The sequence below is a fragment of the Pseudomonas fluorescens genome (assembly GCF_902498195.1).
GTDB lineage: Bacteria > Pseudomonadota > Gammaproteobacteria > Pseudomonadales > Pseudomonadaceae > Aquipseudomonas > Aquipseudomonas fluorescens_BU.
Genome location: NZ_CABVIY010000005.1, coordinates 523,700 through 550,298, shown reverse-complemented (window position 1 = coordinate 550,298; position 26,599 = coordinate 523,700). Strand labels below are relative to the sequence as shown.

Annotated in this window: 23 protein-coding genes, 1 tRNA gene and 1 pseudogene; 22 read left to right on the top strand and 3 right to left on the bottom strand. The window is 60.9% G+C overall.

The features are described from left to right. Window positions 1–2: 2 nt before the first annotated feature. The 14 genes and pseudogenes from F8N66_RS21260 (at window position 3) to F8N66_RS32215 (ending at window position 13,683) form a co-directional block, all read left to right on the top strand. Window positions 3–431 carry a MarR family winged helix-turn-helix transcriptional regulator gene (locus tag F8N66_RS21260; protein ID WP_150772050.1) on the top strand — a complete coding sequence of 143 codons (429 nt, stop codon included), beginning with the start codon at window positions 3–5 and terminating at the stop codon, window positions 429–431. Further along, entirely contained in the window at window positions 428–2,500 is a 2,073-nt protein-coding gene (locus F8N66_RS21255) for an FUSC family protein (RefSeq protein WP_150772049.1), read from the top strand. Before F8N66_RS21260 ends, F8N66_RS21255 begins: the two co-directional genes overlap by 4 nt. Then, window positions 2,497–2,706: a DUF1656 domain-containing protein gene (locus F8N66_RS21250; RefSeq protein ID WP_150772048.1), complete on the top strand. Its 210-nt coding sequence runs from the start codon at window positions 2,497–2,499 to the stop codon at window positions 2,704–2,706. The genes F8N66_RS21255 and F8N66_RS21250 overlap by 4 nt, the downstream gene beginning before the upstream one ends. Continuing rightward, complete coding sequence (locus F8N66_RS21245) at window positions 2,703–3,590, top strand: HlyD family secretion protein (protein ID WP_150772047.1); 888 nt, start codon at window positions 2,703–2,705, stop codon at window positions 3,588–3,590. The genes F8N66_RS21250 and F8N66_RS21245 overlap by 4 nt, the downstream gene beginning before the upstream one ends. Beyond that, window positions 3,587–5,035 carry an efflux transporter outer membrane subunit gene (locus F8N66_RS21240; RefSeq protein WP_150772046.1) on the top strand — a complete coding sequence of 483 codons (1,449 nt, stop codon included), beginning with the start codon at window positions 3,587–3,589 and terminating at the stop codon, window positions 5,033–5,035. Before F8N66_RS21245 ends, F8N66_RS21240 begins: the two co-directional genes overlap by 4 nt. 93 nt (window positions 5,036–5,128) lie before the next feature. Next, window positions 5,129–5,764 (top strand): NADH:ubiquinone oxidoreductase subunit N, encoded by a 636-nt coding sequence (locus F8N66_RS21235; RefSeq protein ID WP_150772045.1) that lies wholly within the window; start codon window positions 5,129–5,131, stop codon window positions 5,762–5,764. 270 nt (window positions 5,765–6,034) lie between these two features. After that, complete coding sequence (locus tag F8N66_RS21230) at window positions 6,035–7,540, top strand: YdgA family protein (RefSeq protein WP_150772044.1); 1,506 nt, start codon at window positions 6,035–6,037, stop codon at window positions 7,538–7,540. 209 nt (window positions 7,541–7,749) lie between these two features. Then, window positions 7,750–8,313 carry a YbhB/YbcL family Raf kinase inhibitor-like protein gene (locus F8N66_RS21225; RefSeq protein WP_150772043.1) on the top strand — a complete coding sequence of 188 codons (564 nt, stop codon included), beginning with the start codon at window positions 7,750–7,752 and terminating at the stop codon, window positions 8,311–8,313. An 87-nt stretch (window positions 8,314–8,400) separates the two neighbouring features. Next, window positions 8,401–10,104 carry a vWA domain-containing protein gene (locus F8N66_RS21220; protein WP_150772042.1) on the top strand — a complete coding sequence of 568 codons (1,704 nt, stop codon included), beginning with the start codon at window positions 8,401–8,403 and terminating at the stop codon, window positions 10,102–10,104. 29 nt (window positions 10,105–10,133) lie between these two features. Further along, window positions 10,134–10,715 (top strand): RNA polymerase sigma factor, encoded by a 582-nt coding sequence (locus tag F8N66_RS21215; protein WP_224790511.1) that lies wholly within the window; start codon window positions 10,134–10,136, stop codon window positions 10,713–10,715. Next, window positions 10,712–11,323 carry a hypothetical protein gene (locus F8N66_RS21210; RefSeq protein WP_150772040.1) on the top strand — a complete coding sequence of 204 codons (612 nt, stop codon included), beginning with the start codon at window positions 10,712–10,714 and terminating at the stop codon, window positions 11,321–11,323. Before F8N66_RS21215 ends, F8N66_RS21210 begins: the two co-directional genes overlap by 4 nt. An 80-nt stretch (window positions 11,324–11,403) precedes the next feature. Further along, on the top strand, window positions 11,404–11,613 hold the full coding sequence (locus tag F8N66_RS21205; protein WP_150772039.1) for a hypothetical protein: 210 nt from the start codon (window positions 11,404–11,406) through the stop codon (window positions 11,611–11,613). 180 nt (window positions 11,614–11,793) lie between these two features. Then, window positions 11,794–12,825: pseudogene (locus F8N66_RS32220) on the top strand (cache domain-containing protein); the annotation flags it as partial. Window positions 12,826–12,918: 93 nt separating this feature from the next. Then, window positions 12,919–13,683 (top strand): methyl-accepting chemotaxis protein, encoded by a 765-nt coding sequence (locus F8N66_RS32215; RefSeq protein WP_412070750.1) that lies wholly within the window; start codon window positions 12,919–12,921, stop codon window positions 13,681–13,683. A gap of 64 nt (window positions 13,684–13,747) precedes the next feature. On the opposite strand, the gene F8N66_RS21195 is transcribed toward F8N66_RS32215, so the two are convergent. Next, a tRNA-Arg gene (locus F8N66_RS21195) sits at window positions 13,748–13,824 on the bottom strand. Window positions 13,825–14,173: 349 nt separating this feature from the next. Between F8N66_RS21195 and gabD the strand changes: the two genes are divergently transcribed. The 3 genes from gabD to F8N66_RS21175 all read left to right on the top strand — a co-directional run bounded on the left by gabD (window position 14,174) and on the right by F8N66_RS21175 (window position 18,432). Continuing rightward, the gene (gene gabD / locus F8N66_RS21185; RefSeq protein WP_150772036.1) at window positions 14,174–15,616 is read left to right on the top strand and encodes an NADP-dependent succinate-semialdehyde dehydrogenase; all 1,443 of its coding nucleotides are present in this window, start codon (window positions 14,174–14,176) and stop codon (window positions 15,614–15,616) included. Window positions 15,617–15,803: 187 nt separating this feature from the next. After that, the gene (gabT, locus tag F8N66_RS21180; protein ID WP_150772035.1) at window positions 15,804–17,081 is read left to right on the top strand and encodes a 4-aminobutyrate--2-oxoglutarate transaminase; all 1,278 of its coding nucleotides are present in this window, start codon (window positions 15,804–15,806) and stop codon (window positions 17,079–17,081) included. A 136-nt stretch (window positions 17,082–17,217) separates the two neighbouring features. Further along, entirely contained in the window at window positions 17,218–18,432 is a 1,215-nt protein-coding gene (locus F8N66_RS21175) for a response regulator (RefSeq protein ID WP_150772034.1), read from the top strand. 126 nt (window positions 18,433–18,558) lie between these two features. Here the strand turns inward: F8N66_RS21175 and F8N66_RS21170 are convergent, their stop codons facing one another. Further along, window positions 18,559–19,548 carry a GGDEF domain-containing protein gene (locus F8N66_RS21170; protein ID WP_150772033.1) on the bottom strand — a complete coding sequence of 330 codons (990 nt, stop codon included), beginning with the start codon at window positions 19,546–19,548 and terminating at the stop codon, window positions 18,559–18,561. Window positions 19,549–19,831: 283 nt separating this feature from the next. Beyond that, a complete protein-coding gene (gene desA / locus F8N66_RS21160) occupies window positions 19,832–21,013 on the bottom strand; it encodes a delta-9 fatty acid desaturase DesA (protein WP_150772032.1) in 1,182 nt (393 codons plus the stop codon). A gap of 147 nt (window positions 21,014–21,160) precedes the next feature. Between desA and dibA the strand changes: the two genes are divergently transcribed. The 5 genes from dibA (at window position 21,161) to cysW (ending at window position 26,598) form a co-directional block, all read left to right on the top strand. Beyond that, window positions 21,161–23,080, top strand: a complete 1,920-nt coding sequence (gene dibA, locus F8N66_RS21155; RefSeq protein WP_150772031.1) for a phosphodiesterase DibA — start codon at window positions 21,161–21,163, stop codon at window positions 23,078–23,080. A gap of 288 nt (window positions 23,081–23,368) precedes the next feature. Beyond that, the gene (gene oscA, locus F8N66_RS21150; protein WP_007975618.1) at window positions 23,369–23,551 is read left to right on the top strand and encodes a sulfur starvation response protein OscA; all 183 of its coding nucleotides are present in this window, start codon (window positions 23,369–23,371) and stop codon (window positions 23,549–23,551) included. A 153-nt stretch (window positions 23,552–23,704) separates the two neighbouring features. Continuing rightward, a complete protein-coding gene (locus F8N66_RS21145; protein ID WP_150772030.1) occupies window positions 23,705–24,718 on the top strand; it encodes a sulfate ABC transporter substrate-binding protein in 1,014 nt (337 codons plus the stop codon). Between the two features lie 175 nt (window positions 24,719–24,893). Next, window positions 24,894–25,712, top strand: a complete 819-nt coding sequence (gene cysT, locus F8N66_RS21140; RefSeq protein WP_008055402.1) for a sulfate ABC transporter permease subunit CysT — start codon at window positions 24,894–24,896, stop codon at window positions 25,710–25,712. 13 nt (window positions 25,713–25,725) lie between these two features. After that, a complete protein-coding gene (cysW, locus tag F8N66_RS21135; protein WP_150772029.1) occupies window positions 25,726–26,598 on the top strand; it encodes a sulfate ABC transporter permease subunit CysW in 873 nt (290 codons plus the stop codon). Window position 26,599: the final 1 nt, after the last annotated feature.

The following is a 26,599-nucleotide window of genomic DNA, read 5'->3' as shown; positions in this document are numbered from 1 at the left end:
AGATGAACATCAGCAGCTCCATGGTGGTGGCTGCCCGACATTGGCGGAAGATCTGCCAGACCACGCTGGTCAACTATGGTATTTCCGAAGCCTGCGCCGTCCCGTTGCTGATGATCGGGCGCCTGGGCGATGGCGTGCGGCAGGTGGCGGTGGCGCAGGCGTCCGGGATGGAGAGCCCGTCGCTGGTGCGACTGCTGGACCAGCTGTGCCATGCCGGTCATGTCTGCCGGACCGAAGATGCCCAGGATCGCCGCGCCAAATGCCTGAGCCTGACCGACACCGGCCGCACGCTGGTGCAAACGGTGGAAGTCGAGCTGGTGCGTTTGCGCAATGAAGTGCTCGAAGGCATCGATCCGCGTGATCTGGAAGCCGCGCTGCGGGTATTGAAGGCCTTCGAATCGGCTCGCCATCCGTCGGTGGCCAACCCTTGAACGGATTTTTTACCGGCATGCCCCCGGCGCGCGACTGGTTTTACGGCGTGCGCACCTTCGCGGCCTCGATGATCGCGTTGTACATCGCCCTGCTCATGCAAATGCCGCGTCCGTATTGGGCGATGGCCACGGTGTACATCGTTTCCAATCCGTTTCTCGGCCCGACCACTTCCAAGGCGCTGTACCGCGCCATCGGCACCTTCATGGGGGCCGCCGCGGCGGTTCTATTTGTGCCGATGTTCGTCCAGAGCCCTTATGTGCTGGTGCTGGTCATCGCCCTGTGGACCGGGACGCTGCTGTTCCTGTCCTTGCATTTGCGCACCGCCAACAACTACGCGTTGATGCTGGCCGGCTACACCTTGCCGCTGATCGCCCTGCCGGTGGTGGACAACCCGTTGGCGGTGTGGGATGTGGCCGAGGCGCGCACCGAAGAGATCTTTCTTGGCATCGCCGTCGCGGCGGTGGTCGGCGCGATGTTCTGGCCCCGTCGTCTGGCGCCGGTGTTCAACGATTCGGTGAGCAAATGGTTTGTGGATGCCTCGAACTACAGCCTGCGGTTTCTCGCTCGCAACGTGCAGCCCGACGAAGTCAGCGCGTTGCGCATGTCGATGGTGACGACCTTCAACAGCCTGGAACTGATGATCGGCCAGCTGCCTCACGAGGGTGCGCGGCCGCAAACGGTACGCAATACCAAGGAGTTGCGCGGGCGCATGATTCACCTGATGCCGGTGATCGATGCCCTCGACGACGCGCTGTATGCCCTCGAACGGCGTACGCCCGAGCTGGTGGATCAGTTTGCGCCGCTGCTGGGCGCCACCACCGAATGGCTCCAGCACAAAGACGCTGACCTTGACCGATGGCAGGCGCTGAAGGACCAACTTGAGGCCGCGCAACCCAGCCCCGAGGCGCTGGACGATCGCAGGCAGCTGCTGTTCTCCAACGCCCTGTATCGCCTCGGTGAGTGGATCGATTTGTGGCAGGACTGCCGCAGCCTGCAAATCGCCATCCAGTGCGAAAACCAGGACAGTTGGCGCGCGGTGTATCGGCACTGGCGGCTGGGCCGGCTGACGCCGTTCCTGGACCGTGGCCTGATGTTTTACTCGGCGGCGTCCACCGTCACCGCGATCATTGTCGCCTCGGTGCTGTGGATTCTGCTCGGCTGGACCGACGGTGGCGCCGCGGTGATCCTGGCGGCGGTGGCCTGTAGTTTTTTTGCCTCGATGGACGACCCGGCGCCGCAGATCTACCGGTTCTTTTTCTGGACGGCGATGTCGGTGCTGTTCGCCAGCCTTTACCTGTTTCTGGTGCTGCCCAACCTGCATGATTTCCCGATGCTGGTGCTGGCGTTCGCCGTGCCGTTCATCATCGTCGGCACCCTGACGGTCAAGCCGCAGTTTTACCTGGGCATGTTGCTGACGCTGGTCAACACCTCGTCCTTCATCAGTATCCAGGGCGCCTATGACGCGGACTTCCTCAGTTTCGCCAATTCCAACCTGGCCGGCCCCGTGGGCCTGCTGTTTGCCTTCATCTGGACCCTGGTGGCGCGGCCCTTCGGCGCCGAACTGGCGGCCAAGCGCCTGACCCGTTTCAGCTGGCGCGACATCGTCAGCCTGACCGAGCCGGCGACACTGGCCGAACATCGACACCTGGGCGTGCAGGTACTGGATCGCCTGATGCAGCATTTGCCGCGGCTGGCCATGACCGGCCAGGACACCGGCATCGCCCTGCGCGAGGTGCGCGTGGCGCTGAATCTGCTCGACCTGCTGGCCTATACGCCACGGGTTCACGGCGTACCGCAGGCGTTGCTGCGTCAGGTGGTGGCCGAGGTCGGCGACTACTTCAAGACCTGTCTCAAGGCCGGGGAGCGCTTGCCGGCGCCGAGCCCGTTGCTGATGACCATGGATCGCGCCCGCCGTGCCCTTGCTGGCGCGGGCGACGATGAAACCCGCCTGCACCTGTTGCACGCCTTGAGCGGCCTGCGCCTGGCGCTGTTGCCCGGCGTCGAATTTGTCGGTTCCGCCGAGCCCCAGGAACCGCTGCCCCATGGCATTGATGGAGCGCCTTTATGATCGGTGATCTGGATATCAGCGGGGTATTCCTGCCCACGCTGCTGGTGCTGATGGGCTTTACGTATCTGCTTTACCTGCTGGTGCACGGGGTGCTGACGCGCCTGCACTTTTACCGTCTGGTCTGGCACCGGGCATTGTTTAACGTGGCTCTCTACGCCTTGCTGCTTGGCGTCGTGGACTCACTCAGTCGATACCTGATGACATGAAAAAACCTTTTTTGACCATCGGCCGCGTGGTCTTGACCCTGTTGATCGTAAGTTTCGCCGTTGTCGTGGTCTGGCGCATGGTGATGTATTACATGTTCGCGCCCTGGACCCGTGATGGGCACATCCGCGCCGACATCGTGCAGATCGCGCCGGATGTGTCCGGGCTGATCCAGCAAGTGGACGTGCGCGACAACCAGTTGGTCAAACGTGGCCAGGTGCTGTTCAGCATCGACCAGGACCGTTTCAAACTGGCCCTGCGCCAGGCGAAGGCGGCGGTGGCCGATCGCGAGGAAACCCTCGCCCAGGCCCAGCGCGAAGCCAAACGCAACAAGGGGCTGGGTAATCTGGTGCCAGGCGAGCAACTGGAAGAAAGCCAGTCGCGCGTGGCCCGTGCCCAGGTGGCGTTGATGGAAGCCCAGGTCGCGGTGGATAGCGCCCAGCTCAACCTCGACCGCTCGGTGATCCGCAGCCCGGTGGATGGCTATGTCAACGACCGCGCGCCGCGCACCCAGGAGTTCGTCAGCGCCGGGCGGCCGGTGTTGTCGGTGGTCGACAGCAACTCCTTCCACATCGACGGCTATTTCGAAGAAACCAAGCTGGACGGCATCCATGTCGGTCAGAGCGTCGACATCCGTGTGGTCGGCGACCGCGCGCGGTTGCGCGGGCATGTGGAAAGCATCGTCGCCGGGATCGAAGACCGCGATCGCACCAGCGGCAATAACCTGCTGCCCAACGTCAACCCGGCGTTCAGTTGGGTGCGCCTGGCCCAGCGGATTCCGGTGCGGATCGCCTTCGATGACGTGCCGGCGGACTTCCGCATGATCGCCGGGCGCACGGCCACGGTATCGATCATCGACGATCAGGCCAGGGGGCTGCTGCCATGAGCAAGGCTTCAGGGTGGGCGGTCGCGGGATTGGGTTTGCTGCTGTCGGCGTGCCAGGTGGTCGGGCCGGACTATCACCTGCCGGAAGACGCGGCCATCCACCGTGAAGACCTGCAGGGCGAACTCGCGGTCGACGGCAAGCCGGTGGTCTCCGACCCGGTGCCGGCCGATTGGTGGCGCCTGTATCGGGACCCGCGACTTGACCAGTTGATCCAGCAGGCCATGGCGTCCAACACCGATTTGCGGGTCGCGGCGGCAAACCTGCAACGGTCCCGCGCCCAGGTCGACGAGGCCGAAGCGGCAGGCGGCTGGAGTGGCGGCGTGAAGATGGGCGCCGAACGTTTGCAGGAGTCCGGAGAAGCGTTCCTTTTGCCGGAGAAAGTGCCAGTGGCCAACATCGGCAGTATCGCCATCAGCGCGTCTTACCAATTCGACCTGTTCGGCAAGTTGCAGCGCGGCATCGAAGCGGCCAAGGCCAGTGCCGATGCGACACAAGGCGCCGCCGACACCGCGCGCATCACCCTGGTGGCCGATGTGGTCCGCGCCTACACCCAGGTGTGCGCGGCCAATGAAGAGTGGGAAATCGCCCAGCATTCCCTTGATCTGCAAGCCCAGAGCACCACATTGATCCAGCGCTTGCGCGATGCCGGGCGTGGCGATGAAACCCAGGTCACCCGTTCGCAAACCCAATTCAAATCCCTGCGCGCCGAGATGCCTCGGTATGAGGCGGAGCGTCAGGCCGGATTGTTCCGTTTGTCGATGCTGTTGGCCAAACCGGTGGACCAATTGCCGGCCGGCACCGCGACATGCGCCGAATTACCCAAAATCGCACAGTTGATACCGGTGGGCGACGGCGCATCGTTGCTCAAGCGCCGCCCCGACGTGAGGCAGGCAGAGCGCCGGCTGGCAGCAGCGACCGCGACGATCGGCATCGCCACGGCTCAGCTGTACCCGGACGTCAGCCTCGGTGCGACGGTCGGCACCGTGGGTATTCTGGAGAATCTTGGCGAACCCTCCACCAACCGCTGGGGCTTCGGACCTTCACTGACCTGGACGGTGCCGACCAACGGCGCCCGTGCACGCATCCGCGAAGCCGAAGCGGTCACCCAGGGCGCCTTGGCGCAGTTCGACGGTGTGGTGCTCAACGCGATCCGCGAAACCCAGACGAGCCTCGCCCAGTATTCTGCCCTGCTGCAACGTCGCGACGCCCTGGCGGACGCCGAGCAATCGGCGAAACTGGCGGCCGACCAGACTCACCGTTTCTTTCAGGCCGGTCGCGCCTCGTTCCTGGCCGACTTGCAAGCCACCCGAACCTACACCGATGTCCGCGCGCAACTGGCCGCCGCCAATACTCAGGTTGCCGCCGGCCAGATCAATCTGTTCCTGGCCCTGGGCGGCGGTTGGGAAAGCGGACGAACGCAAGCGTCGAACTCCGGCAAACCCTGAGGCCGTTGCTATGCTTTGAAGTGTTGAAAGGGCGTTCGTGAAAAAACGCCCTTGCTTCGCACAAGGCTTGCGCAGGTCATGGGGAAACCAATAATGAAAAACCCTTATGCTCTCGGCTTCTGGTGTGCCGTCGTGGCGCTGGTGCTGCTCACGGCAACCTATTTCTACGGCATTATGCTGGCCCATCAGATCGACAAGGCGCTGGTGTTTCTCGACAGTGCCGTCGCGCTGATCGCCGTGATGTCCATCGCAGTGGTGGCCTGGGCGTCCGTCCAGAGCCAGCGGATCAAAAAAAGACAACTCGAACAAGGCAAGACCCTGGTGCTGATCTGGGACACCAAGGTCGCGTTGCGCCGTGTCGAAACGGTGTTCGACCGCTATTTCTGGGGCAGTTACTGGCAGCCGGGGCGCACGTTCCAGGAAGTCATGGGCGAACTCACCGGCACGCCGCTGGAAAAAAGCCTCGAAACCCTGAAGAAGCAATGCCTGGAGCTGGACAAGCAAGTGGCGGACGACGGCCGCCACTGGCTGAACAACGCCCGGGAACTGGCCGATGTCGCCACCGCCATGGCCCGCGAGCGCTATCAGCTGGATTTCTGCGACCCGCGTGGGGAAGTGACGGGCGGGGCGGTGATCAATCGGGATTTTGAAGTGCTGGTGTACACCTGGACGGCGCGGCTGAAGACCTTTGATCATCAGCTCGATGAGATCGAGGTCCAATACTCCTGATTGTGTTTTGTCAGTGATGACGCCTTCGCGAGCAAGCCCGCTCCCACATTTGAAATGCATTCCAATGTGGGAGCGGGCTTGCTCGCGAAGGCATCGGCATGAGCACCAAAACCTTCCCCGTCATGACACTCTTTCACCTTTAATCATTCGGGCACCCCGCACACCTGATGCTAATCTGCACCCCACTCAAATCGCAGTCGTGACCGCCACCCGTCATGGGTTCAGGGAAGACGACCACATTTTCAACAACGGACATTGATCGGGTCATTCATGAATAAATCAGCAGGCGTGCTTCTAGGAATTTTGGTCGCCATCGGCGTCATCAGCGCTGGCGGTGCCTGGTACACCGGCACCAAGATCGAAAGTGTGCTGAACACTTCCCTGGCGGACGCCAACCAGCAATTGCAGGCTGCGCTGGTCGGGCACAAGGGCACGGCGAAGGTGGAGCTGGTGTCGCTGGAGCGCCATATGTTTAGCAGCACTGCGCATTATCGGCTCAAGGGCGAAGGTGAAATGTTCGGCGAAGCGCCGATCGAGTTGCTGTTCGTCGATCGCATCGAGCATGGCCCGCTGCCGTTCTCGCGCCTGGTTTCGCTGAAGTGGCTGCCGGTCATGGCCACCAGTCACTACGAGCTTGAAAAAACCCCGCTCACGGAAAAATGGTTCGCCGCCACCAAGGATGCCTCGCCGCTCAAGGGCGTGGTCAACATCGGCTACGACAACGCCACCAACGGCACCTTTGAACTGCTGCCGCTGGAAACGGCGCTGGATGACAAGTCGAGCCTGAAGTTCTCTGGTCTGAAGTTCGACGTCGCGGCCAGTGCCCAGGCGCAGAAGGTCAAGGCCGACGGCTACATGGACAGCCTGAAGCTCACCACTGTTTCCGAAGACCAGGCGCCGGTGCAGGTCGAGTTGAGCGGCCTGACCCTGGCCAGCAACCTGAGCAAAAGTACCTACGGGTATTACATCGGCGAGAACAACATCGCGCTGACCAACAGCAAAACCACCTTCGGCCCGAAACAGTCGGTGCTGGGCTTGAAGAATTTCGAGATGAAAAGCCAGACCTCGGAGACGGGGACCAGCGGGTCCGGACGCGCCGATTACAAGATTGGCGAAGTGTCACTCAATGGCAAGGCTGTCGGTTCTGCGCAGATGGCCGTTAGCCTGAAGAACCTCGACATGCCGGCCACCCTGGCATTGATGCAGATCTACCAGACCAAGCTGCAACCCTACGAGCAGGCTGCCGCCGAAGCGGCCGAGAACGGTCAGCCGGTGCCGGAACTGAACCTGACCGAAGCCGAAGAGGCGCAGCTCAAGACCCATCTGGAGCAATTGCTCGCCGCCGGCCCGCAGGTGGCCCTGGAAAACCTGTCGTTCAACACCAGCAATGGCGAAAGCCGCGCCAACCTGGTGCTCGACCTGACCAAGCCGCAATCGATCGACCTGCCGGCCGATCAACTGGTCAGGCAGTTGATCGCCTTGCTGGACGTCAATGTGCAAGTGTCCAAGCCGATGATCGTTGACGTCCTCACCGTGCAGTCGCAAATCGACGGCCAGACCGACGCCAAACTGATCGCCGATCAGGCCAGCGCCACGGCGGACATGTTCAGCAGCATGGCCGTTGGCAGCCAGTTGGCCAAACTGGAAGGCAACAACGTCGTCAGCAAGCTGCACTACGCCAACAATCAGGTGGATTTCAACGGCCAGAAAATGACCCTTGAGGAGTTTGTCGGTTTCCTCATGAGCAAGTTTGGTGGTGCTGGCGAGGTCCAGTAACAGCCCGGCGACAACGCCGGGTACACGTCATCAAAGTCGAACACCCCTGTAGGAGCTGCCGAAGGCTGCGATCTTTTGATCTTGAAAATCAAAAGATCGCAGCCTTCGTCAGCTCCTACGGGTTTATCCAAATCCCACTGCCACGGCACGAACGGTCCGGCTATAGTTTGCACGCCGACGACGGCCCCACCCGCACAAGGTGCTCCGGTATGACCCGATTGACCTCTCTGAATCCTTGGCTGGCCGCTGTAGCTGTCGCCCTTTGCGTGCAATTTCCGGCACAGGCGGCCCAGGACCGTTTCACCCTGAACATCCCGGGCGTCTCGGATGACCGCTTGTTTACCTCGGCCGCTGCCAGCGATGCCCAGGGTTGCGGCGGGCACAATCAATCGCCGGCGCTGAGCTGGAACGCTGGCCCGGCAGGCACGCAAAGCTACGCCATCGTCATGCACGATCCGGATGGCCAGAAAGGCCAGGGCGTCGATCACTGGCTGCATTACGGGATCAAGGCCAGCACCCATCAGATTGCGGCCGGTGTCGGTGCCAAATCCGCGCTTGAAGGGGTGGGCGGTACGAACAGCAAAGGCACCACGGGTTATGTCGGTCCTTGCCCGCCAGTGGGCGACAGTGCGCACCATTACATCATCCAGCTCTACGCCCTGGACCTGGCCCCGGATGCCTTGCCCGCCGGCCTGACCCGCACGCAGTTCCTGGAAAAAATCAAAGGCCATGTGCTGAGAAACAGCAGCGTGGCGCGGCGTTATCACCGCTGAAAAATTGTTAGCGCGGTTTAACCCGAACCGTTCGGGCTGGCCGTCTCAGAGGATGAATGGATCAATTTCCTCCTGAGGTCAGCCCCCATGTCCTTTTCTCCTTGTTTTCTGCGCCCGGCCACCCAGGGTTTCGCCGCCGGGCTGTTGCTGGCGATGGCCGGTTGCGGCGTGTCGTCCAAGCCCGAGTCCGCGGCGGTGCCGTCACCGGCTCAGCCTGAGTTGAAAACCGAAGCCGTGGTGCAACACGAAGCGGTCATGGCCGATGCTGCACTGGCCAAGCGCAGCGTGCGCGCGGCACCCGCTTTCGCGCCGGTGCCTGCCGGCGAAACTTATCCACAGGGCTACCGCGACGAGCAGCGTGAGCAATACCAGGCCCTGGCCGACAACCCGATCCACAGCGTTGCCGAAACACCGGTCTCGACCTTCAGCGCCGACGTCGACACCGGCGCGTATGCCAACGTCCGTCGCCTGCTCAATCAGGGGCGCCTGCCACCCGAAGGCGCGGTGCGGCTGGAGGAAATGGTCAATTACTTCCCTTACGACTACGCCTTGCCCACCGATGGCTCGCCCTTCGGCGTGACCACCGAGCTGGCGGCATCGCCGTGGAACCCGCACACCCGCTTGCTGCGCATCGGTATCAAGGCGTCGGATCGCGCGGTGGCGGAGCTGGCCCCGGCGAACCTGGTGTTTCTGGTGGATGTGTCCGGTTCGATGGACCGTCGCGAGGGCTTGCCGCTGGTCAAAAGCACGCTGAAGTTGCTGGTCGATCAACTGCGCGAGCAGGACCGGGTGTCGCTGGTGGTCTATGCCGGCGAATCCCGCGTGGTGCTCGAGCCCGTTTCCGGACGGGAAAAAGCGAAAATTCGTACCGCCATCGACCAATTGACGGCTGGCGGCTCCACGGCTGGCGCGTCGGGCATCGAACTGGCCTACCAAATGGCGCAGCAAGCGTTTATCCCCAAAGGCATCAACCGCGTGCTGCTGGCCACCGACGGTGATTTCAACGTGGGTATCAGCGACTTCGACAGCCTCAAGCAAATGGCTGTGGATAAGCGCAAGACCGGCGTGTCCCTGACCACCCTGGGTTTTGGTGTGGATAACTACAATGAACACCTGATGGAACAACTGGCCGATGCCGGCGATGGAAACTACGCCTACATCGACAACCTGCGCGAGGCGCGCAAGGTGCTGGTGGATCAGCTCGGCTCGACCCTGGCGGTGGTGGCGAAAAACGTGAAGCTGCAAGTCGAGTTCAACCCGGCGCAAGTCAGTGAGTATCGGCTGCTGGGTTATGAAAACCGCGCGCTGAAGCGTGAGGATTTCAGCAACGACAAGGTCGATGCCGGCGAAATCGGTGCAGGGCATACGGTAACGGCGTTGTACGAAATTGTCCCCAAGGGCGAGAAGGGCTGGTTGGAGCCGCTGCGCTATGGAAAAGCGGGCGCTGCTGTGGCCGGCAAGAATGGAGAATGGGCGATGCTGCGTGTGCGTTATCAGCTGCCGGAAGGTGGGAATAGTCGCCTGATCGAGCGGCCCATCACAGACAGCGTGAAAGCGGCGAGTGACGACCTGCGATTTGCCGCCGCCGTCGCCGCGTTTTCCCAACAGCTCAAGGAGGGTCGCTACACCGGCGAGTTCAGCCTCAAAGACACCGAAGCCCTGGCCCGTGGCGCACGGGGCGATGACCGCTTCGGCCTGCGCAGCGAGTTCGTGCAGTTGGTGGCGCTGGCGCAGAGCCTGCGCACCACCACGGCGTCGAATCCAACCGCCACTGACCGACGGATTGAATAGTGAGCCGACTCAAGGGGTTCGTCAGCCAGCTGTTTGCGCCTGCGAACAGCGTTGAGGCCAGCAGCGACGAATCGCTGCTGGCCTGTTATCGCGCGGGCGACGGTGCGGCGTTCGAGATTTTGTACGCACGCCATCGCCAAGGTTTGTATCGTTTTCTGCTGGGGCTCAGCGGCAGCGCGGAACGGGCGGAGGAGGTGTATCAGGAGACCTGGCTGAGCCTGATCCGCAGCGGCAGCCAGCCACAAGGCCGGGCGACTTTTCGTACCTGGCTGTACCAGATTGCGCGCAACCGCCTGATCGATCACTGGCGCAAACATGGAGTCCATCAACCGCTGCACGACAGTTACGATGAACAAACCCATGCCCTGGCCGACGAAGCCTCCGATCCGGAGCAACTGCTGAGCCTGAGCCGTGACGGTCAACGCCTGGAAGCCGCGCTGCAAGCCTTGCCCCCTGACCAGCGCGAAGTGTTCCTGCTGCGCGCCTACAGCGATCTCGACCTGCCGCAGATCGCCACTCTCACTGAAACACCGCTGGAAACCGTCAAGAGCCGCTTGCGTTACGCCCAGCAAAAACTGCGTCGGCTGCTGGCCGAGGAGGTACTGACATGACTGACGCCCGCCCGACACCTGAACAGCAAGTGCTCGAACATTACCGCGAACATGGGAGTGAAGAGCCGCCGGCCCATCTTGATGCGTTCATCCTGGGCACTGCGCAGCGTGAAGCCCCTGTATCGAAGCCAACTATTTGGCAGCGCTGGATCCGCGCCTGCCAACAACCCCGCTGGCAAGTGGCATTCGCCAGCCTCGTCGGCGTCGCGCTGATGCTGTCGCTGGTGCAACGCTCACCTGAGCCAGTGCCAAGCTACGACTTCGCACCTGCACCCAAAGCTTCCGCCCCGATGGCCAAAAAAGAAGCCGAATCGGCAGCCACCCGTTCACTCGCCGCCCCGGCCGGCGCGATGCCTGCGCCAGCACCTATGGCGGAATCGGCAGCCCCGGCACAAAGCGAATCCTTCAGTGCCGACCTGGCGGATGAAGCCAAAGTCAGCAAGCGCGTCGCCGCACCGGTGAAATCCCTGGATGAGCAACTGCGCGAAGTCCTGCGCCTGCAAAAATCCGGAAACAGCCAAGCCGCCGACAAGTTGCTGGCGGACCTGCACAAACGCTACCCCGATGAAAATCTCACCACCCGACTCAAGGCCCTGCAAAAAAACTGACCCGCCCAACCCCGGCGATTTGGCATCCGAACCCGAAAGCGCGCACTATCAAGCCATCGCCGATGGGGTTGGAGGAAACCGTGGCAAAAAAAATCGACCGCATCGCCCAAATGCTCAACTGCCCTGAAAAAGGCGAAGAACTTCGGCGCGCGATTACCGAAAGTCGTAAGGATTTTCTGCTGAATCAGCCGGAAGAGGCTGACGCTGAGGAAGAAGACGTTCTTGAAGAGGAAATGTTCGAGGACGACGAGGATGATGAATACGACGAGTTTGACTGGACGACTGAATGACAAAAACCGCTTCGGCGGTTTTTTTGTGCGTCGTATTTGGCGGTTCTGAATTCCAGCTTGCAGGGATATTTCCGACGAGCTTCCGCGTCTAGAAAAACGAACAAACATGTTCAGTATTTAATTCATCGGTCGATACAGCTCGTGCCAATCAACAATAACGCCTTGTTGGACACGACCCGTATGAATAAAAACCTTCGATTCAGCCACAAGATCCTGCTTGCGGCGTCGCTGATCGTGGTAGCCGCTTTCGCGCTATTCACGTTGTACAACGACTACCTGCAGCGCAACGCCATTCGCAAGGATCTGGAAAACAACCTCCATGAAATGGGTCAAGTGACGGCGGCCAACATCAAGAACTGGTTCGACGGCCGCACCTTGCTGGTGGAAAACCTGGCGCAAAACGCGGCCTTGAACCCGGAGATGACCAGCATCACCACGTTGATGGCGCAGAAAACACTGGTGTCGAGCTTCCCCAGCACTTACGTCGGTACCACCAAAGGCGAGTTCGCCATCCTGCCTGATGCAAAGATGCCCGATGGGTACGATGCGCGCACACGCCCCTGGTACAAGCTGGCCGAGGCCAGCAGCTCCGTCGCCATGACCGAGCCGTACGTCGAAATGGCCACTAACACGCTGGTGGTCTCCATGGTGGCAGCCATCCGCAAGTCTGGGCAGACCGTCGGCGTGATCGGTGGTGATGTGAGCTTCGGTGCGCTGGTCGACATCATCAACAAGCTGGATCTGGGCGGAGTGGGTTACGCCTTCATGGTCAGCTCCGATGGCAAGGTGCTGGTCCACCCTGACAAAAACATGCAGATGAAGAGCCTGAGTGATCTCTTCCCGCAGGGGACGCCACGGATCAACGGTGAGTTGAGTGAAGTCCAGGCCAATGGCCAGACCCGCATCGTCACGTTCGCCCCGATCAAGGGCTTGCCTTCGGTGAATTGGTACATCGGCCTGTCGATCGACAAGGACAAGGCGTTTTCCAGGCTCAGTGAATTCCGTGCCTCGGCTGTGGTTGCCACCGTGGTCGCCGTGGTCTTCATCATTGCCCTGCTGGGCATGCTGATTCGTCTGCTGCTGCAACCCCTCCAGGCCATGAGCCGCGCCATGGAAGATATCGCCGAAGGTGAAGGCGACCTGACCAAGCGCCTGGTCATTCATACCCAGGACGAGTTTGGCATTCTCGGGAACGCCTTCAACCGCTTCGTGGAACGTATTCACACCTCGATCCGCGAAGTGTCGTCGGCCACCGAGCAGGTCAACGAAGTGGCCCTGCGTGTGGTGAGTGCCTCGAACGCTTCGATGGTCAATTCCGACGAGCAGGTCAACCGCACCAGCAGCGTCGCTGCCGCGATCAATCAACTGGGGGCTGCGGCTCAGGAAATCGCGCATAACGCCGCGCAAGCGTCGCAACACGCCAGCTCCGCCCGCCACTTGGCCGAAGAAGGCCAGCAAGTGGTCAATCGCAACATTGAGGCCATGAACCGCCTGTCGGACCTGATCGTCACTTCCAGCTCGCACATCGAAACGCTGAACAGCAAGACCGTGAACATCGGTCAGATCCTCGAAGTGATCACCAGCATCTCCCAGCAAACCAACCTGCTGGCGCTCAACGCGGCCATTGAAGCGGCGCGTGCTGGCGAGGCGGGCCGTGGCTTTGCCGTGGTGGCAGACGAAGTTCGCAATCTGGCCCACCGCACCCAGGAATCGGCGCAGCAAGTGCAGCGCATGATCGAGGAGCTGCAAGTCGGCGCCCGTGAATCGGTCAATACCATGGGCGAAAGCCAGCGCCACAGCCAGGACAGCGTGTCGATCGCCAACCAGGCGGGCGAGCGCCTGGGTAGCGTGACCCAGCGCATCGGTGAAATCGACGGGATGAACCAGTCGGTGGCCACCGCCACTGAAGAGCAGACGGCCGTGGTTGACTCGATCAACATGGACATTAACGAGATCAACACGCTGAACCAGGAAGGCATGGAGAACCTGCAGTCCACCTTGCGCGCCTGCTCGGACCTGGAACAGCAGGCCAGCCGCTTGAAGCATTTGGTGGGCAGCTTCCGGATCTGACCGCTACCTGCGGCCACAAAAAAGCCCCAGACCTTGCGGTCTGGGGCTTTCTCGTTTCTATCTATGGTGCACCAGGCGGGATTCGAACCCACGACCCCTGCCTTCGGAGGGCAGTACTCTATCCAGCTGAGCTACTGGTGCAAGCGGGCGCCATGATACTCATATGCATGGCAGGCGTCCATGCTGCTGAATCGCTTGCTGTTTTCACAAGCGTAACCTGCGTTTGCTACGTTGATCAGAAAAAATAGGCAAATGCGGCGTTTTCGTTCTTTTTTTCGAACGCCCTATTGTCCTTTACCCCCTTTGATCCTAGGATTCGTTTGAGATTTCAAACGCTCTTGTCTGGGTGCTGAACCGCACGAGTCCAATCCGTGCGCTATTTATGTGCTTCAGCCCGGTGAATGATTTCCCTGACGGCAGCCTACTGAGGCGCCTTTCTACAATCATAATTTGCTCCGCGCCTGCCGCGGTGCTGTTAAGGAAAGCCGACATGCAGCTTAAAGACACCCAGTTGTTCCGCCAGCAAGCCTTCATCGATGGCGCTTGGGTTGACGCGGATAATGGTCAGACGATCAAGGTCAACAACCCGGCAACGGGCGAAATTCTGGGCACCGTACCGAAAATGGGCGCTGCCGAAACCCGCCGTGCCATCGAAGCTGCCGACAAGGCGCTGCCGGCCTGGCGTGCACTGACCGCCAAAGAACGTGCGGGCAAGCTGCGTCGCTGGTTCGAACTGATGATCGAGAACCAGGACGACCTGGCTCGCCTGATGACCCTGGAGCAAGGCAAGCCATTGGCCGAAGCCAAGGGCGAAATCGTTTACGCCGCTTCGTTCATCGAGTGGTTCGCCGAAGAAGCCAAGCGCATCTACGGTGACGTGATTCCGGGCCACCAGCCAGACAAGCGCCTGATCGTGATCAAGCAGCCTATCGGCGTGACCGCTGCCATCACCCCGTGGAACTTCCCGGCCGCGATGATCACCCGTAAAGCCGGCCCGGCCCTGGCCGCCGGTTGCACCATGGTGCTCAAGCCTGCTTCGCAAACCCCGTTCTCGGCATTCGCACTGGCTGAACTGGCCCAGCGCGCCGGCATTCCTGCCGGTGTGTTCAGCGTGGTTTCCGGCAGCGCCGGCGACATCGGCAGCGAGCTGACCAGCAACCCGATCGTGCGCAAACTGTCCTTCACCGGTTCGACCGAAATCGGTCGTCAACTGATGTCGGAATGCGCCAAGGACATCAAGAAAGTGTCCCTGGAACTGGGCGGCAACGCGCCGTTCATCGTGTTCGACGACGCGGACCTGGATAAGGCCGTCGAAGGCGCGATCATTTCCAAATACCGCAACAACGGCCAGACCTGCGTCTGCGCCAACCGTCTGTACATTCAGGATTCGGTCTACGACGCGTTCGCCGAGAAGCTGAAAGTGGCGGTGGCCAAGCTCAAGATCGGTAACGGTCTGGAAGCAGGCACCACCACCGGTCCGCTGATCGACGAAAAAGCCGTGGCCAAGGTGCAAGAGCACATCGCTGACGCCGTGGCCAAAGGCGCCACCGTGCTGTCGGGCGGCAAGTCCATCGAAGGCAACTTCTTCGAACCGACCATCCTGACCAACGTGCCTAACAACGCTGCCGTGGCCAAGGAAGAAACCTTCGGCCCATTGGCGCCGCTGTTCCGCTTCAAAGACGAAGCCGAAGTGATCGCGATGTCCAACGACACCGAGTTCGGCCTGGCCTCGTACTTCTATGCCCGCGACCTGGGTCGTGTGTTCCGTGTGGCTGAAGCCCTGGAATACGGCATGGTCGGCGTCAACACCGGTCTGATCTCCAACGAAGTCGCGCCATTCGGCGGCATCAAGGCTTCGGGCCTGGGCCGTGAAGGCTCCAAGTACGGCATCGAAGATTACCTGGAAATCAAATACCTCTGCCTGGGCATCTAAGCTCCCCGGCAAAGGCATTGCTTTAAACGCAAAGGGCACGAGAGCGCTGACCCTTTGCGTGCAACAACCGGAATTTTCTCTGTGGCCGGGAACGCTGCGGCAGTCGATCATCGCATGCTGTCGCCGTTACTCCCCGCCGCTTAATCCTTGAACCACGCCGACCGATGAGCGGCGAATGAGGAATGTAATGAGCAAGACTAACGCTTCTTTGATGGCCCGCCGTACCGCTGCTGTTCCACGTGGTGTTGGCCAGATTCACCCGATCTTCGCCGAGTCCGCGAAGAACGCGACCGTGACCGACGTTGAAGGTCGCGAGTTCATCGACTTCGCCGGCGGTATCGCCGTGCTGAACACCGGCCACGTGCACCCGAAAATCATCGCCGCCGTGACCGAGCAGTTGAACAAGCTGACTCACACCTGCTTCCAGGTACTGGCCTACGAGCCGTACGTTGAAGTGTGCGAAAAAATCAACGCCAAGGTCCCAGGTGATTTCGACAAGAAAACCCTGCTGGTCACCACCGGTTCCGAAGCCGTAGAAAACGCCGTGAAAATCGCCCGTGCCGCCACTGGCCGTGCTGGCGTGATCGCGTTCACCGGCGCTTACCACGGTCGTACCATGATGACCCTGGGCCTGACCGGTAAAGTCGTGCCTTACTCCGCTGGCATGGGCCTGATGCCAGGCGGCGTGTTCCGCGCGCTGTACCCGAACGAGCTGCACGGTGTGAGCATCGACGATTCGATCGCTTCCATCGAACGCATCTTCAAGAACGACGCCGAGCCGCGTGACATCGCTGCCATCATCATCGAGCCGGTTCAGGGCGAAGGTGGTTTCTACGTCGCGCCTAAAGAGTTCATGAAGCGTCTGCGTGCCCTGTGCGACCAGCACGGCATCCTGCTGATCGCTGACGAAGTACAGACCGGCGCTGGCCGTACCGGCACCTTCTTCGCCATGGAACAGATGGGCGTTGCCGCCGACCTGACCACCTTCGCCAAATCCATCGCTGGCGGCTTCCCGCTGGCCGGCGTGTGCGGCAAGGCCGAATACATGGATGCCATCGCTCCAGGCGGCCTGGGCGGCACCTACGCCGGTAGCCCGATCGCTTGCGCCGCGGCCCTGGCCGTGATGGAAGTGTTCGAAGAAGAACACCTGCTGGACCGCAGCAAGGCTGTCGGCGAGCGTCTGGTAACCGGCCTGAAGGCCATCCAGGCCAAGTACCCGGTGATCGGCGAAGTCCGTGCCCTGGGCGCGATGATCGCGGTCGAGCTGTTCGAAAATGGCGACAGCCACAAGCCGAACGCTGCTGCTGTGGCGTCGGTTGTAGCCAAGGCTCGCGACAAGGGTCTGATCCTGCTGTCCTGCGGCACCTACGGCAACGTTCTGCGCGTCCTGGTACCGCTGACTTCGCCGGACGAGCAACTGGACAAAGGTCTGGCGATCATCGAAGAGTGCTTCTCCGAACTCTGATCACCGAGTGTGACCTGATCGACAAAAAACCCGCTTCGGCGGGTTTTTTTATGCCAGTCGTAATACAACCCGCGTATTGGCGCTGTAACGAAGGGCCGGCATTGGTTAATGTTCAGGCATTGCCAGGGAGAGCTGTATGACTGTCGTCCATTTACCCGCCGTTCCAAGAGTGTTGATCGCCGAGGCCGACCCCTGGTCCCGGGATCTGCTCAAGGAAGTGCTGTTGAACGTGCGCTGCGATGCGCGTCTGGACCTGTGTGCCGATGGCCAGCAGGCGCTTGAGTTGCTGGCGGCCAATCCTTACGATCTGGTGATCGCCGACTGGGAGTTGCCAGGCGTCGACGGCCTGAACGTGTTGCGCAGTGTCCGTCAGCGCAAACGCAATCCACCGCTGCCGTTCATTCTGATGAGCAGCCGCAACGACAGTGCCAGCGTGCGCGAAGCCCTGCCGCTGGCGCCTGCCGCGTATTTGACCAAACCCCTGAACATGGAAGGCCTGACCCACCGCTTGCAGGATCTGCTGCTCAACGGCGGTGAACAGGTCTCGTGCGAGGTGCCCTCGTTGGCGCCGGGCATGACCTTGTCGGTCTATCTGGAGCGACGCCGTGAGCTGGCGGACGGAGCGCCGCTGATGACCGATGTGCAATTGGCGGTCAAGCGCAGCCTCAATCCCAATGGCCTCGATCTGGCGAAACTGGAAGACGAGATTCGCACCGACCCGCAGGTCACTGCGGTGCTGATCGCCGCCGCCAACAGCGCGGCCCAGCACCATGGCGCCGCCGTGCAGACCTTGTCTCAGGCGTTGCATCGACTGGGCACCGGGCAAAGCATGAACCTGATTCTGGGCCTGGCGCTCAAGCGCAGCGCTCGGCTCAGCGATCCCTACCTGGCGGACTATGCCGAGCGTTATTGGGACCTGTCGCTGCACACCGCCGAATACGCACGAACCCTGGCGCGTTTGCTCGATCTGGATCAGGCGCGTTGCTACTGCGCCGGGATGTTGCATCGCCTTGGTGATCTGGCGTTGTTGCGCTGTTTGCAGGAATGGAAACAGGCCGGGGGCGAGCTGGACGAGCAGGAGGAAGTGGGCGACGCGCTTTGCGAATTCGGCGCGGCCTACGGCTCGGCGTTGCGCACCCGCTGGCGCCTGCCGCTGGAGCTGCGACAGCTGATTGCGGCCGCCTACCAGCTCGGTGGCGGGGTTTACTCCCGCGAGGCGTTGGTGATGAACATGGCGGCGCAACTGGCGCGCCTGACGGAGCATGAGGGCGTTGAAGAACTGGCGAAAAGCCGGACGGCGCGATTGCTCAAGATCGGCTTGCCGGAACTGATGCGGATGCGCAAGCAGTAGGCTTCACGCTAATCCTTGTGGGAGCGGGCTTGCTCGCGAAAGCGGTGAATCAGTCCACATCAATGTTGCATGACGCACTGTTTTCGCGAGCAAGCCCGCTCCCACAGGTGTTTTGCGCAGGACCTGTCAGCCGGTGACGATGCGGTTCTTCCCGTCACGCTTGGCCTGATACATCGCCGCATCCGCGCGGGCAAACAGGCTTTCGATGTTTTTATCTTCGGCCGTGAGGCTGGTCAGCCCCTGGCTGACCGTGATGCCGAATGCCTGGCCTTCATGGTCGAAGCTCAAGCCCTGAATCTCCCGTTGCAGGCGCTCGGCCACTTGCAGGGCCATGGCCGGCGTACAGCCGGGAAACACCGCCGCGAATTCCTCACCGCCAATGCGCCCGAACAGATCACCGCGGCGCAACGCTGCACGGCCGCTGTCGGCAATGCGTTGCAGGACATTGTCGCCTTCCAGATGGCCGTAGGTGTCGTTGACCACTTTGAAATCATCGATGTCCAGCATCAGGAACGACAGCGGCGTGTCGTTTTGCCGTGCCAGTTCGAACTCCTCGTGCGCGCCTTCGAAGAAGTGACGGCGGTTGCTGCTCTGGGTCAGGGCGTCGGTGGTGGCCAGGCGTTGCAGCTCGGTTTCCATCTGCTTCTTGTCAGTGATGTCTTCAGCGATGCCGACAATGATCAGGGGCTGGCCCGGCTCGGCCTGACGATTGATAAAGCATTTGTCGCTGAGCCAGCGCAGTTGGCCGTCGGCGTCGATGATCCGGTATTCGCGGTCTTCTACCGCGCCTTTTTCCAGCACGTCCGCCAGACTGCGTTCGGCGTATTCCAGGTCGTCGGGGTAAACGGCGTCTCGCCACTGGTTGTAGTCGGACAGCAGCAGGTCGGCGCAGCGGCCGAAAATCCGTTCGTAGGCAGGGCTGACGTACAGCACCTGGCGGGTTTCCCAGTTGAAGGCCCAGAGCACGGCGTTGACGCTCACCAGCAGAGTGCTGAGCAACTGTTCGCGCTCGCTCAGGCGTGCCACTTCACCTTGGGCGCGCATCAGCGCCATCAGGGTCTGCGCGGCCTCGGGCCACTGCGAGGGAGAAGGGTCGTTCAGGTTTTTGTTGACCATCGGCACAAATCTCAAAGGGCGTGCGCCGCTTGAGGTTCTGGAGCGGCCACAACGGAGCCCGCCTGGACGGCGAAGTGTCTTTGAGATAGGGGATACGGGATGAAGTTCCCGCTTCGTGTGGCGAGGCAGGGGGATCCCGCCGTACGGCATCCTTGATGCGGGTCGAAAACCAATGTGGGAGCGGGCTTGCTCGCGAAAGCGGGGTGTCAGATGACGACTATGTCGACTGACACTCCGCTTTCGCGAGCAAGCCCGCTCCCACAGTTTTACAGCCTATGCACCGTCAGGCAGCAGGGCGCAGGGAGTAGGTCTTCAATTGATCGGCGAAGTCACGCAGGGATTGAATTCCGCTGGCCTCGGCTTCGTGTACCCAATCCTTGATGGCAGCCAGCATGTCATGCCCGTTGGAACTGGTCTTGACCCAGATCTGCTGCAGCGCAAGGCGTTTTTCGTAGATGACTTTCAGCGCCTGGCTGTGTTCGAGCATGTTCTGGATACGCACGTGATGGCGATCGTCCAGCAGGCTGGTTTCACGCGACAGCAAGCGTTTGGCGCGGCGGAACTGGTGGCGGACCGAGTGATCGACCTTGTCCAGCTCTTGCTTGACCAGCGGGCCGATCACCAATTTGCGGTACTGGGCCATGATCTGGAAGCGGTTGTTGAGGATGGCCATCGCGGTGTCCATGTCCAGGTTGCCCTTGCCTTCGACGCGGTGGGCAATCGGCGCGACGCGCTGGACCTTGGCCAGGCGCAGGAAGCTGAACACTTGAATCCAGGCCCAGCCCAGATCGAACTCCCACTTCTTCACCGACAACTTGGCCGAATTAGGGTAGGTGTGATGGTTGTTGTGCAGTTCTTCGCCGCCGATGAGGATGCCCCAGGGCACGAGGTTGGTCGCTGCATCGCGGCATTCGAAGTTGCGGTAACCGATGGCATGGCCCAGGCCATTGACCACGCCGGCGGCCCAGACCGGGATCCACATCATCTGGATGGCCCAGATAGTGATGCCGATGGTGCCGAACAGCAGCAGGTCGATAACGCCCATGATCGCTACGCCCAGCAGGGGGAAGCGGGTGTAGAGGTTGCGCTCGATCCAGTCTTCCGGGCAGTTCTTGCCGTAGATGCGCAGGGTCTCCGGGTTTTCCGCTTCGGCGCGGTACAACTCGGCGCCTTTGCGCAGAACGGTGGAAAGACCCTTGATGACCGGGCTGTGCGGGTCATCGACGGTTTCGCATTTGGCGTGGTGCTTGCGGTGGATGGCGGTCCACTCGCGGGTGTTCTGCGCCGTGGTAAGCCACAGCCAGAAGCGGAAGAAATGTTTCAGGCCGGCATTCAGCTCAAGCGAGCGATGGGCCGAATAGCGGTGCAGATAGACCGTGACGCCGACAATCGTCACGTGGGTCATCAGCAGGGTGACTGCCACCAGTGACCAGGGCGACAAGCCGAGAAAACCTTCGTACCACATAGGCTATAGGGCCCTCGATAAAGAAAAAAACAGCCGATGCATTATCACCAAGCCCACAGAGAAAACCAGTCGCCCTTTCAGATAAGAGTGGCTGGATGTGTCTTTACTCTATAATCCCGGCATTTTTGTAGGGACATGGACAGCCTTATGTCTGCAAGCTATCGCGATGCCGTGCGCGCAGCACTGCTTTACCTGTTGTTTTCTGTGGTCTGGCTGCAACTCAGTGGCTATTTATTGAACAGTTTCTTCGATAGCTCCGTCGAGCTATCGCGGTGGCAACTGATCAACGGTTATGCCTGGGTGGTGTTCAGCGCCGGGTTCATTTTTATCGCCCGCGCGCGCCTGCTGCGCTGCCTGGGAGTCGGCGCCAAACTGCGCGAGCGCAGCGAAGATCGTGAGCGTTTGCGTCAGGCTGCCGCTGTCTTCGATTGCACCCGGGAAGGGGTGCTGGTGACCGATCGCGCCGGTTTGATCGTTCACGTTAACCCGGCCTTCATGCGGATCACCGGTTACCAGCGCGAAGAGGTGCTGGGCCAGCGACCCAACACGTTCAAATCCGGTCGCCACTCGGCGCAGTTCTACCAGGCGATGTTCGCGACCCTCGACAGCGCAGGCCAATGGAGCGGAGAAATCTGGAACCGTCGCAAAAGCGGCGAGATTTTTCCGCAATGGCAAACCATCCGCGTCATTCATGACGACCAGGGGCGGCGCAGTCACTACGTCGCGGTGTTTTCCGACATCAGCGCGATCAAGAACTCCGAGCACGAGCTGATGCACCTGGCGCACCACGATCCGCTGACCGATTTACCCAACCGCCTGCTGTTCACCGACCGTGCCGAGCAGGCAGTGGCCACGGCGCAGAACAATAAACGCGGATGCGCGCTGCTGATGATCGACCTGGATCATTTCAAGATGATCAATGACAGCCTCGGGCACACCATCGGTGATCAACTGCTCAAGGCGGTCGCGGAGCGCTTGAGGGCCATGTTCGGGCCGGGCATTACCCTGGCGCGACTGGGTGGCGATGAGTTCGCCGTACTGGCCGAAAGCTGTCCGCAATTGGTGCAGGCCGCAGCGCTGGCCCAGCGCATTCTCGATGGGCTCAAGGAGGCGTTCCCGATCGACGGGCATCAGCTGTTTATCAATGCCAGCATTGGTATCAGCCTGTTTCCCAGCGATGCCTTGAGCGCCGAACAATTGTTGCGCAACGCCGATTCGGCGCTGTTCAAGGCCAAGAGTACTGGGCGCAATGGTTATGCGCTGTACACCGAAGAACTGACCGCTCATGCCCAGCAGCGGGTCGAGACGTCATTCGAACTGCGTCACGCCCTGGATCAGCAGCAACTGCGGGTTTATTACCAGCCGGTGCATGACCTGCGAAGCCGACGATTGATCGGCGTCGAAGCGCTGGTGCGCTGGGAGCATCCGCAACGGGGTCTGGTGTCACCGGCAGAATTCATCCCGATTGCCGAACGGACCGGATTGATCGCCGAAATCGACGCCTGGGTGATGCGCCAAGCCTGTCAGCAAATGTGCCAGTGGCAACAGGCGGGGGTGGCGCTGTCGTTTGTCGCGGTGAACGTGTCCTCGCGTCTGTTTGCCCGCCGCGAGCTGTACCAGCAGGTGGCGCAAGCACTGCACGACACCGGGCTGGATCCGGCCTGTCTGGAGCTGGAGGTCACCGAAAGCGCGGTGATGGAAGACCCGGAAGTCGCGCTGGAGCAGATGCATCGCCTGCGTGAGCTGGGTGTGCGGCTGGCGATTGACGACTTCGGCACGGGCTATTCGTCGCTGCTGCGCCTCAAGCGCCTGCCGGTGCAAAAGCTCAAGATCGACCAGGGATTTGTCGCGGGATTGCCATCGGATGAGGACGATGCGGCCATCGTCCGGGTGATCATCGCCCTGGCGCAGAGCATGGGGATGCAGGTGCACGCGGAAGGGATCGAACAGGTCGAGCAGGCGGCGTTCCTGCTCGAACAAGGTTGCGATCTGGCGCAGGGCTACTGGTTCGGGCGACCGGTGCCGGCCGAGAAGCTGGATTGGTCCCCTGCGCCGGTGATCGGTTAAGCACCCGAAACCCTGTGGGAGCGGGCTTGCTCGCGAAGGCGATGGGTCAAACAGCTGAAGTGTTGAATGTTAAACCGCATTCGCGAGCAAGCCCGCTCCCACAGGGATCTGTGTGTTTTTGAAAGGTGTATTCCCCCGCAAACCCTTGTCCCGCCAAATAATGTCTTCTGGTTATATAAACATTCTTAAATAGTCTTTTTAAGAATATCCGCGCCTCTCTACTATTGGTTCCAAGCCGCAAGCAGTACCGCCACTGCCAGGCAACCTCTCAGTCGAAGGAGCAGCACCATGAGCGCATCTCTACGTAGCGTTGACGGCCAGGACGAAGCAACCATTCTGCGCGAAATCCAGAGCGCCCTGCGCGACCTGCGATTTGGCGCGGTGGAAATCACCGTGCACAACGCCCAGGTGGTTCAGATTGAACGCAAGGAAAAATTCCGCTTGCAGCAGCCGGGCAACAAACCGGGCTGAAGTGAAAGATCAAAAGATCGCAGCCTGCGGCAGCACCTACAGATGCACGCAATTTCCTGTAGGAGCTGCCGAAGGCTGCGATCTTTGAGCAGGCAACCCGATTCCAGATCATAAGAAAAGCCAACACATTCAAGAATTCCAGGAGCTTTCACCATGTCGTCGATTCGCCATTTTGCCTTGGCCGCCCTGGCCAGTGCCCTTTTTGCTGGTTCCGCGGTTGCCAAGGATTACGAATTGCTCAACGTGTCGTATGACCCGACCCGTGAGCTGTATCAGGACTACAACGCTGAATTCGTCAACTTCTGGAAGAAAAGCAACCCGGGCGACACCGTGAAAATCCAGCAGTCCCACGGTGGTTCGGGCAAGCAGGGCCGGGCGGTGATCGATGGCCTGCGTGCCGACGTGGTGACCCTGGCCCTGGCCGGTGACATCGACGAAATCGCCAAGTTGGGCAAAACCCTGCCGGCTGACTGGCAGAAGCGTCTGCCGGAAGCGAGCACGCCTTACACCTCGACCATCGTGTTCCTGGTGCGCAAGGGCAACCCTAAAGGCATCAAGGACTGGGGCGATCTGGTCAAGAACGACGTTTCGGTGATCACCCCGAACCCGAAAACCTCCGGCGGTGCGCGCTGGAACTTCCTCGCGGCCTGGGCCTATGGCCTCAAATCCAACGGCGGTGACGAAGGCAAAGCCAAGGAATACGTACAAACCCTGTTCAAGCACGTACCTGTGCTGGACACCGGTGCCCGTGGTTCGACCATCACCTTCGTCAACAACGGTCAGGGTGACGTGTTGCTGGCCTGGGAAAACGAAGCCTTCCTGGCGCTCAAGGAAGACGGCGGCGCCGACAAGTTCGACATCGTCGTGCCTTCGCTGTCGATCCTCGCCGAGCCGCCAGTGGCCGTGGTTGACAAGAACGCCGAGAAAAAAGGCAACGAGCAGATCGCCGAAGCCTACCTCAAGCACCTGTACAGCCCGGCGGGCCAGGAAATTGCGGCGAAAAACTTCTATCGTCCACGTGACAAGGATGTGGCGGCCAAGTACGCCCAGCAGTTCCCGAAACTGGACCTGGTGACCATTGACAAGGACTTCGGCGGCTGGAAAAGCGCGCAGCCTAAATTCTTCAACGACGGCGGCGTGTTCGACCAGATTTACCAGGCGCAGTAATCTGACTTCAGCCACACAATGCGCCTGATGTTCAGGCGCGTACCCTGTGGGAGCGGGCTTGCTCGCGAAGGCGGTGTGTCAGGCGACGTAAATGTTGACTGATGCTCCGTTTTCGCGAGCAAGCCCGCTCCCACATGTTCGCGTTTAACTGATCGCTTTTTAACCAAGGACTTTTATGTCGCGTCGTATCTCCCCCGTCATACCCGGCTTCGGGCTGACGCTGGGCTACACCTTGGTGTACCTCAGCCTGATTGTGCTCATACCACTGGCGGCGATGTTCGTGCATGCCGCTCAACTCACCTGGGATCAGTTCTGGGCAATCATCTCGGCGCCAAGGGTGCTGGCGGCGTTGAAGCTCAGCTTCGGCACCGCGCTGTATGCCGCGATTATCAACGGCATCATCGGCACGCTGCTGGCCTGGGTGCTGGTGCGCTATACCTTCCCCGGACGCAAAGTCATCGACGCCATGATCGACCTGCCGTTCGCATTGCCCACGGCCGTGGCCGGTATTGCGCTGACCGCGCTGTACACCCCCACCGGCCTGGTCGGTCAGTTTGCAGCGGACCTGGGTTTCAAGATTGCCTACACCCCCCTCGGCATCACCCTTGCCCTCACTTTTGTGACACTTCCATTCGTGGTACGTACCGTACAGCCAGTATTGGCCGACATACCCCGCGAAGTGGAAGAAGCGGCGGCGTGCCTGGGGGCCAAACCCTGGCAGGTGGCCCGTCATATCCTGTTGCCCGCACTGCTGCCGGCCTGGTTGACCGGTTTCGCCCTGGCCTTTGCCCGCGGGGTCGGCGAGTACGGTTCGGTGATTTTCATCGCCGGCAACATGCCAATGAAAACCGAAATCCTGCCGCTGCTGATCATGGTCAAGCTCGACCAGTACGATTACACCGGCGCTACCTCCATTGGTGTACTGATGCTGGTGGTTTCCTTCATTCTGTTGCTGCTGATCAACTTGCTGCAGCGGCGCATCGAAACCCCATAAGGAGGCGCAGAACATGTCCCAATCGTCTATTGCTGCCGCTTCCTCGGCCAACGCCGCCCGCCGTGGCAGTGCTACGTCGCGCCGTATCCTGATCGGCCTTGGCTGGCTGATTTTTGCGCTGTTCCTGCTGCTGCCGCTGTTCATCGTGGTGTCCCAGGGCCTGAAGAATGGCCTCGGCGCGTTCTTCACCGCGATCTTTGAACCGGACGCCTTGTCGGCGCTGAAACTCACGGTGATCGCCGTGGCGATTTCGGTGCCGCTGAACCTGGTGTTCGGTGTCAGTGCCGCCTGGTGCGTGAGCAAGTACTCGTTCCGTGGCAAGAGCATGCTCGTCACGCTGATCGACCTGCCGTTCTCGGTGTCGCCGGTGATCGCCGGTCTGGTCTACGTGCTGATGTTCGGCGCCCAGGGGCTGTTCGGCCCGTGGCTGCAGGATCACGACATCCAGATTGTCTTCGCCTTGCCGGGTATCGTGCTGGCAACCATCTTCGTCACCGTACCGTTCGTGGCGCGCGAGCTGATCCCGCTGATGCAGGAGCAGGGCACCCAGGAAGAAGAGGCGGCGCGCCTGCTCGGGGCCAATGGCTGGCAAATGTTCTGGCACGTCACCGTCCCCAACATCAAATGGGGCCTGATCTACGGCGTGGTGCTGTGTACCGCGCGGGCCATGGGTGAGTTCGGTGCGGTGTCGGTGGTGTCCGGGCACATTCGCGGAGTGACCAACACCTTGCCGCTGCACGTCGAGATCCTCTACAACGAATACAACCACGTGGCCGCGTTCGCCGTGGCGAGCCTGTTGCTGATCCTGGCGCTCTTCATCCTGCTGGCCAAGCAGTGGAGCGAAAACCGTATTAACCGCCTGCGCGCCAGCGCCGCGGAGGAATGAA

What these genes read in the sequence shown, in the direction of transcription:
- cysT (WP_008055402.1), top strand. Translation starts at nt 24,894, where the DNA reads ATGTCGCGTCGTATCTCCCCCGTCATACCCGGCTTCGGGCTGACGCTG.
- gabD (WP_150772036.1), top strand. Translation starts at nt 14,174, where the DNA reads ATGCAGCTTAAAGACACCCAGTTGTTCCGCCAGCAAGCCTTCATCGAT.
- gabT (WP_150772035.1), top strand. Translation starts at nt 15,804, where the DNA reads ATGAGCAAGACTAACGCTTCTTTGATGGCCCGCCGTACCGCTGCTGTT.
- F8N66_RS21235 (WP_150772045.1), top strand. Translation starts at nt 5,129, where the DNA reads ATGAAAAACCCTTATGCTCTCGGCTTCTGGTGTGCCGTCGTGGCGCTG.
- F8N66_RS21145 (WP_150772030.1), top strand. Translation starts at nt 23,705, where the DNA reads ATGTCGTCGATTCGCCATTTTGCCTTGGCCGCCCTGGCCAGTGCCCTT.
- cysW (WP_150772029.1), top strand. Translation starts at nt 25,726, where the DNA reads ATGTCCCAATCGTCTATTGCTGCCGCTTCCTCGGCCAACGCCGCCCGC.
- dibA (WP_150772031.1), top strand. Translation starts at nt 21,161, where the DNA reads ATGTCTGCAAGCTATCGCGATGCCGTGCGCGCAGCACTGCTTTACCTG.
- F8N66_RS21230 (WP_150772044.1), top strand. Translation starts at nt 6,035, where the DNA reads ATGAATAAATCAGCAGGCGTGCTTCTAGGAATTTTGGTCGCCATCGGC.
- F8N66_RS21170 (WP_150772033.1), bottom strand. Translation starts at nt 19,548, where the DNA reads ATGGTCAACAAAAACCTGAACGACCCTTCTCCCTCGCAGTGGCCCGAG.
- F8N66_RS21220 (WP_150772042.1), top strand. Translation starts at nt 8,401, where the DNA reads ATGTCCTTTTCTCCTTGTTTTCTGCGCCCGGCCACCCAGGGTTTCGCC.
- F8N66_RS21250 (WP_150772048.1), top strand. Translation starts at nt 2,497, where the DNA reads ATGATCGGTGATCTGGATATCAGCGGGGTATTCCTGCCCACGCTGCTG.
- F8N66_RS21175 (WP_150772034.1), top strand. Translation starts at nt 17,218, where the DNA reads ATGACTGTCGTCCATTTACCCGCCGTTCCAAGAGTGTTGATCGCCGAG.
- oscA (WP_007975618.1), top strand. Translation starts at nt 23,369, where the DNA reads ATGAGCGCATCTCTACGTAGCGTTGACGGCCAGGACGAAGCAACCATT.
- desA (WP_150772032.1), bottom strand. Translation starts at nt 21,013, where the DNA reads ATGTGGTACGAAGGTTTTCTCGGCTTGTCGCCCTGGTCACTGGTGGCA.
- F8N66_RS21245 (WP_150772047.1), top strand. Translation starts at nt 2,703, where the DNA reads ATGAAAAAACCTTTTTTGACCATCGGCCGCGTGGTCTTGACCCTGTTG.
- F8N66_RS21225 (WP_150772043.1), top strand. Translation starts at nt 7,750, where the DNA reads ATGACCCGATTGACCTCTCTGAATCCTTGGCTGGCCGCTGTAGCTGTC.
- F8N66_RS32215 (WP_412070750.1), top strand. Translation starts at nt 12,919, where the DNA reads ATGGTCAATTCCGACGAGCAGGTCAACCGCACCAGCAGCGTCGCTGCC.
- F8N66_RS21210 (WP_150772040.1), top strand. Translation starts at nt 10,712, where the DNA reads ATGACTGACGCCCGCCCGACACCTGAACAGCAAGTGCTCGAACATTAC.
- F8N66_RS21260 (WP_150772050.1), top strand. Translation starts at nt 3, where the DNA reads ATGAACATCAGCAGCTCCATGGTGGTGGCTGCCCGACATTGGCGGAAG.
- F8N66_RS21240 (WP_150772046.1), top strand. Translation starts at nt 3,587, where the DNA reads ATGAGCAAGGCTTCAGGGTGGGCGGTCGCGGGATTGGGTTTGCTGCTG.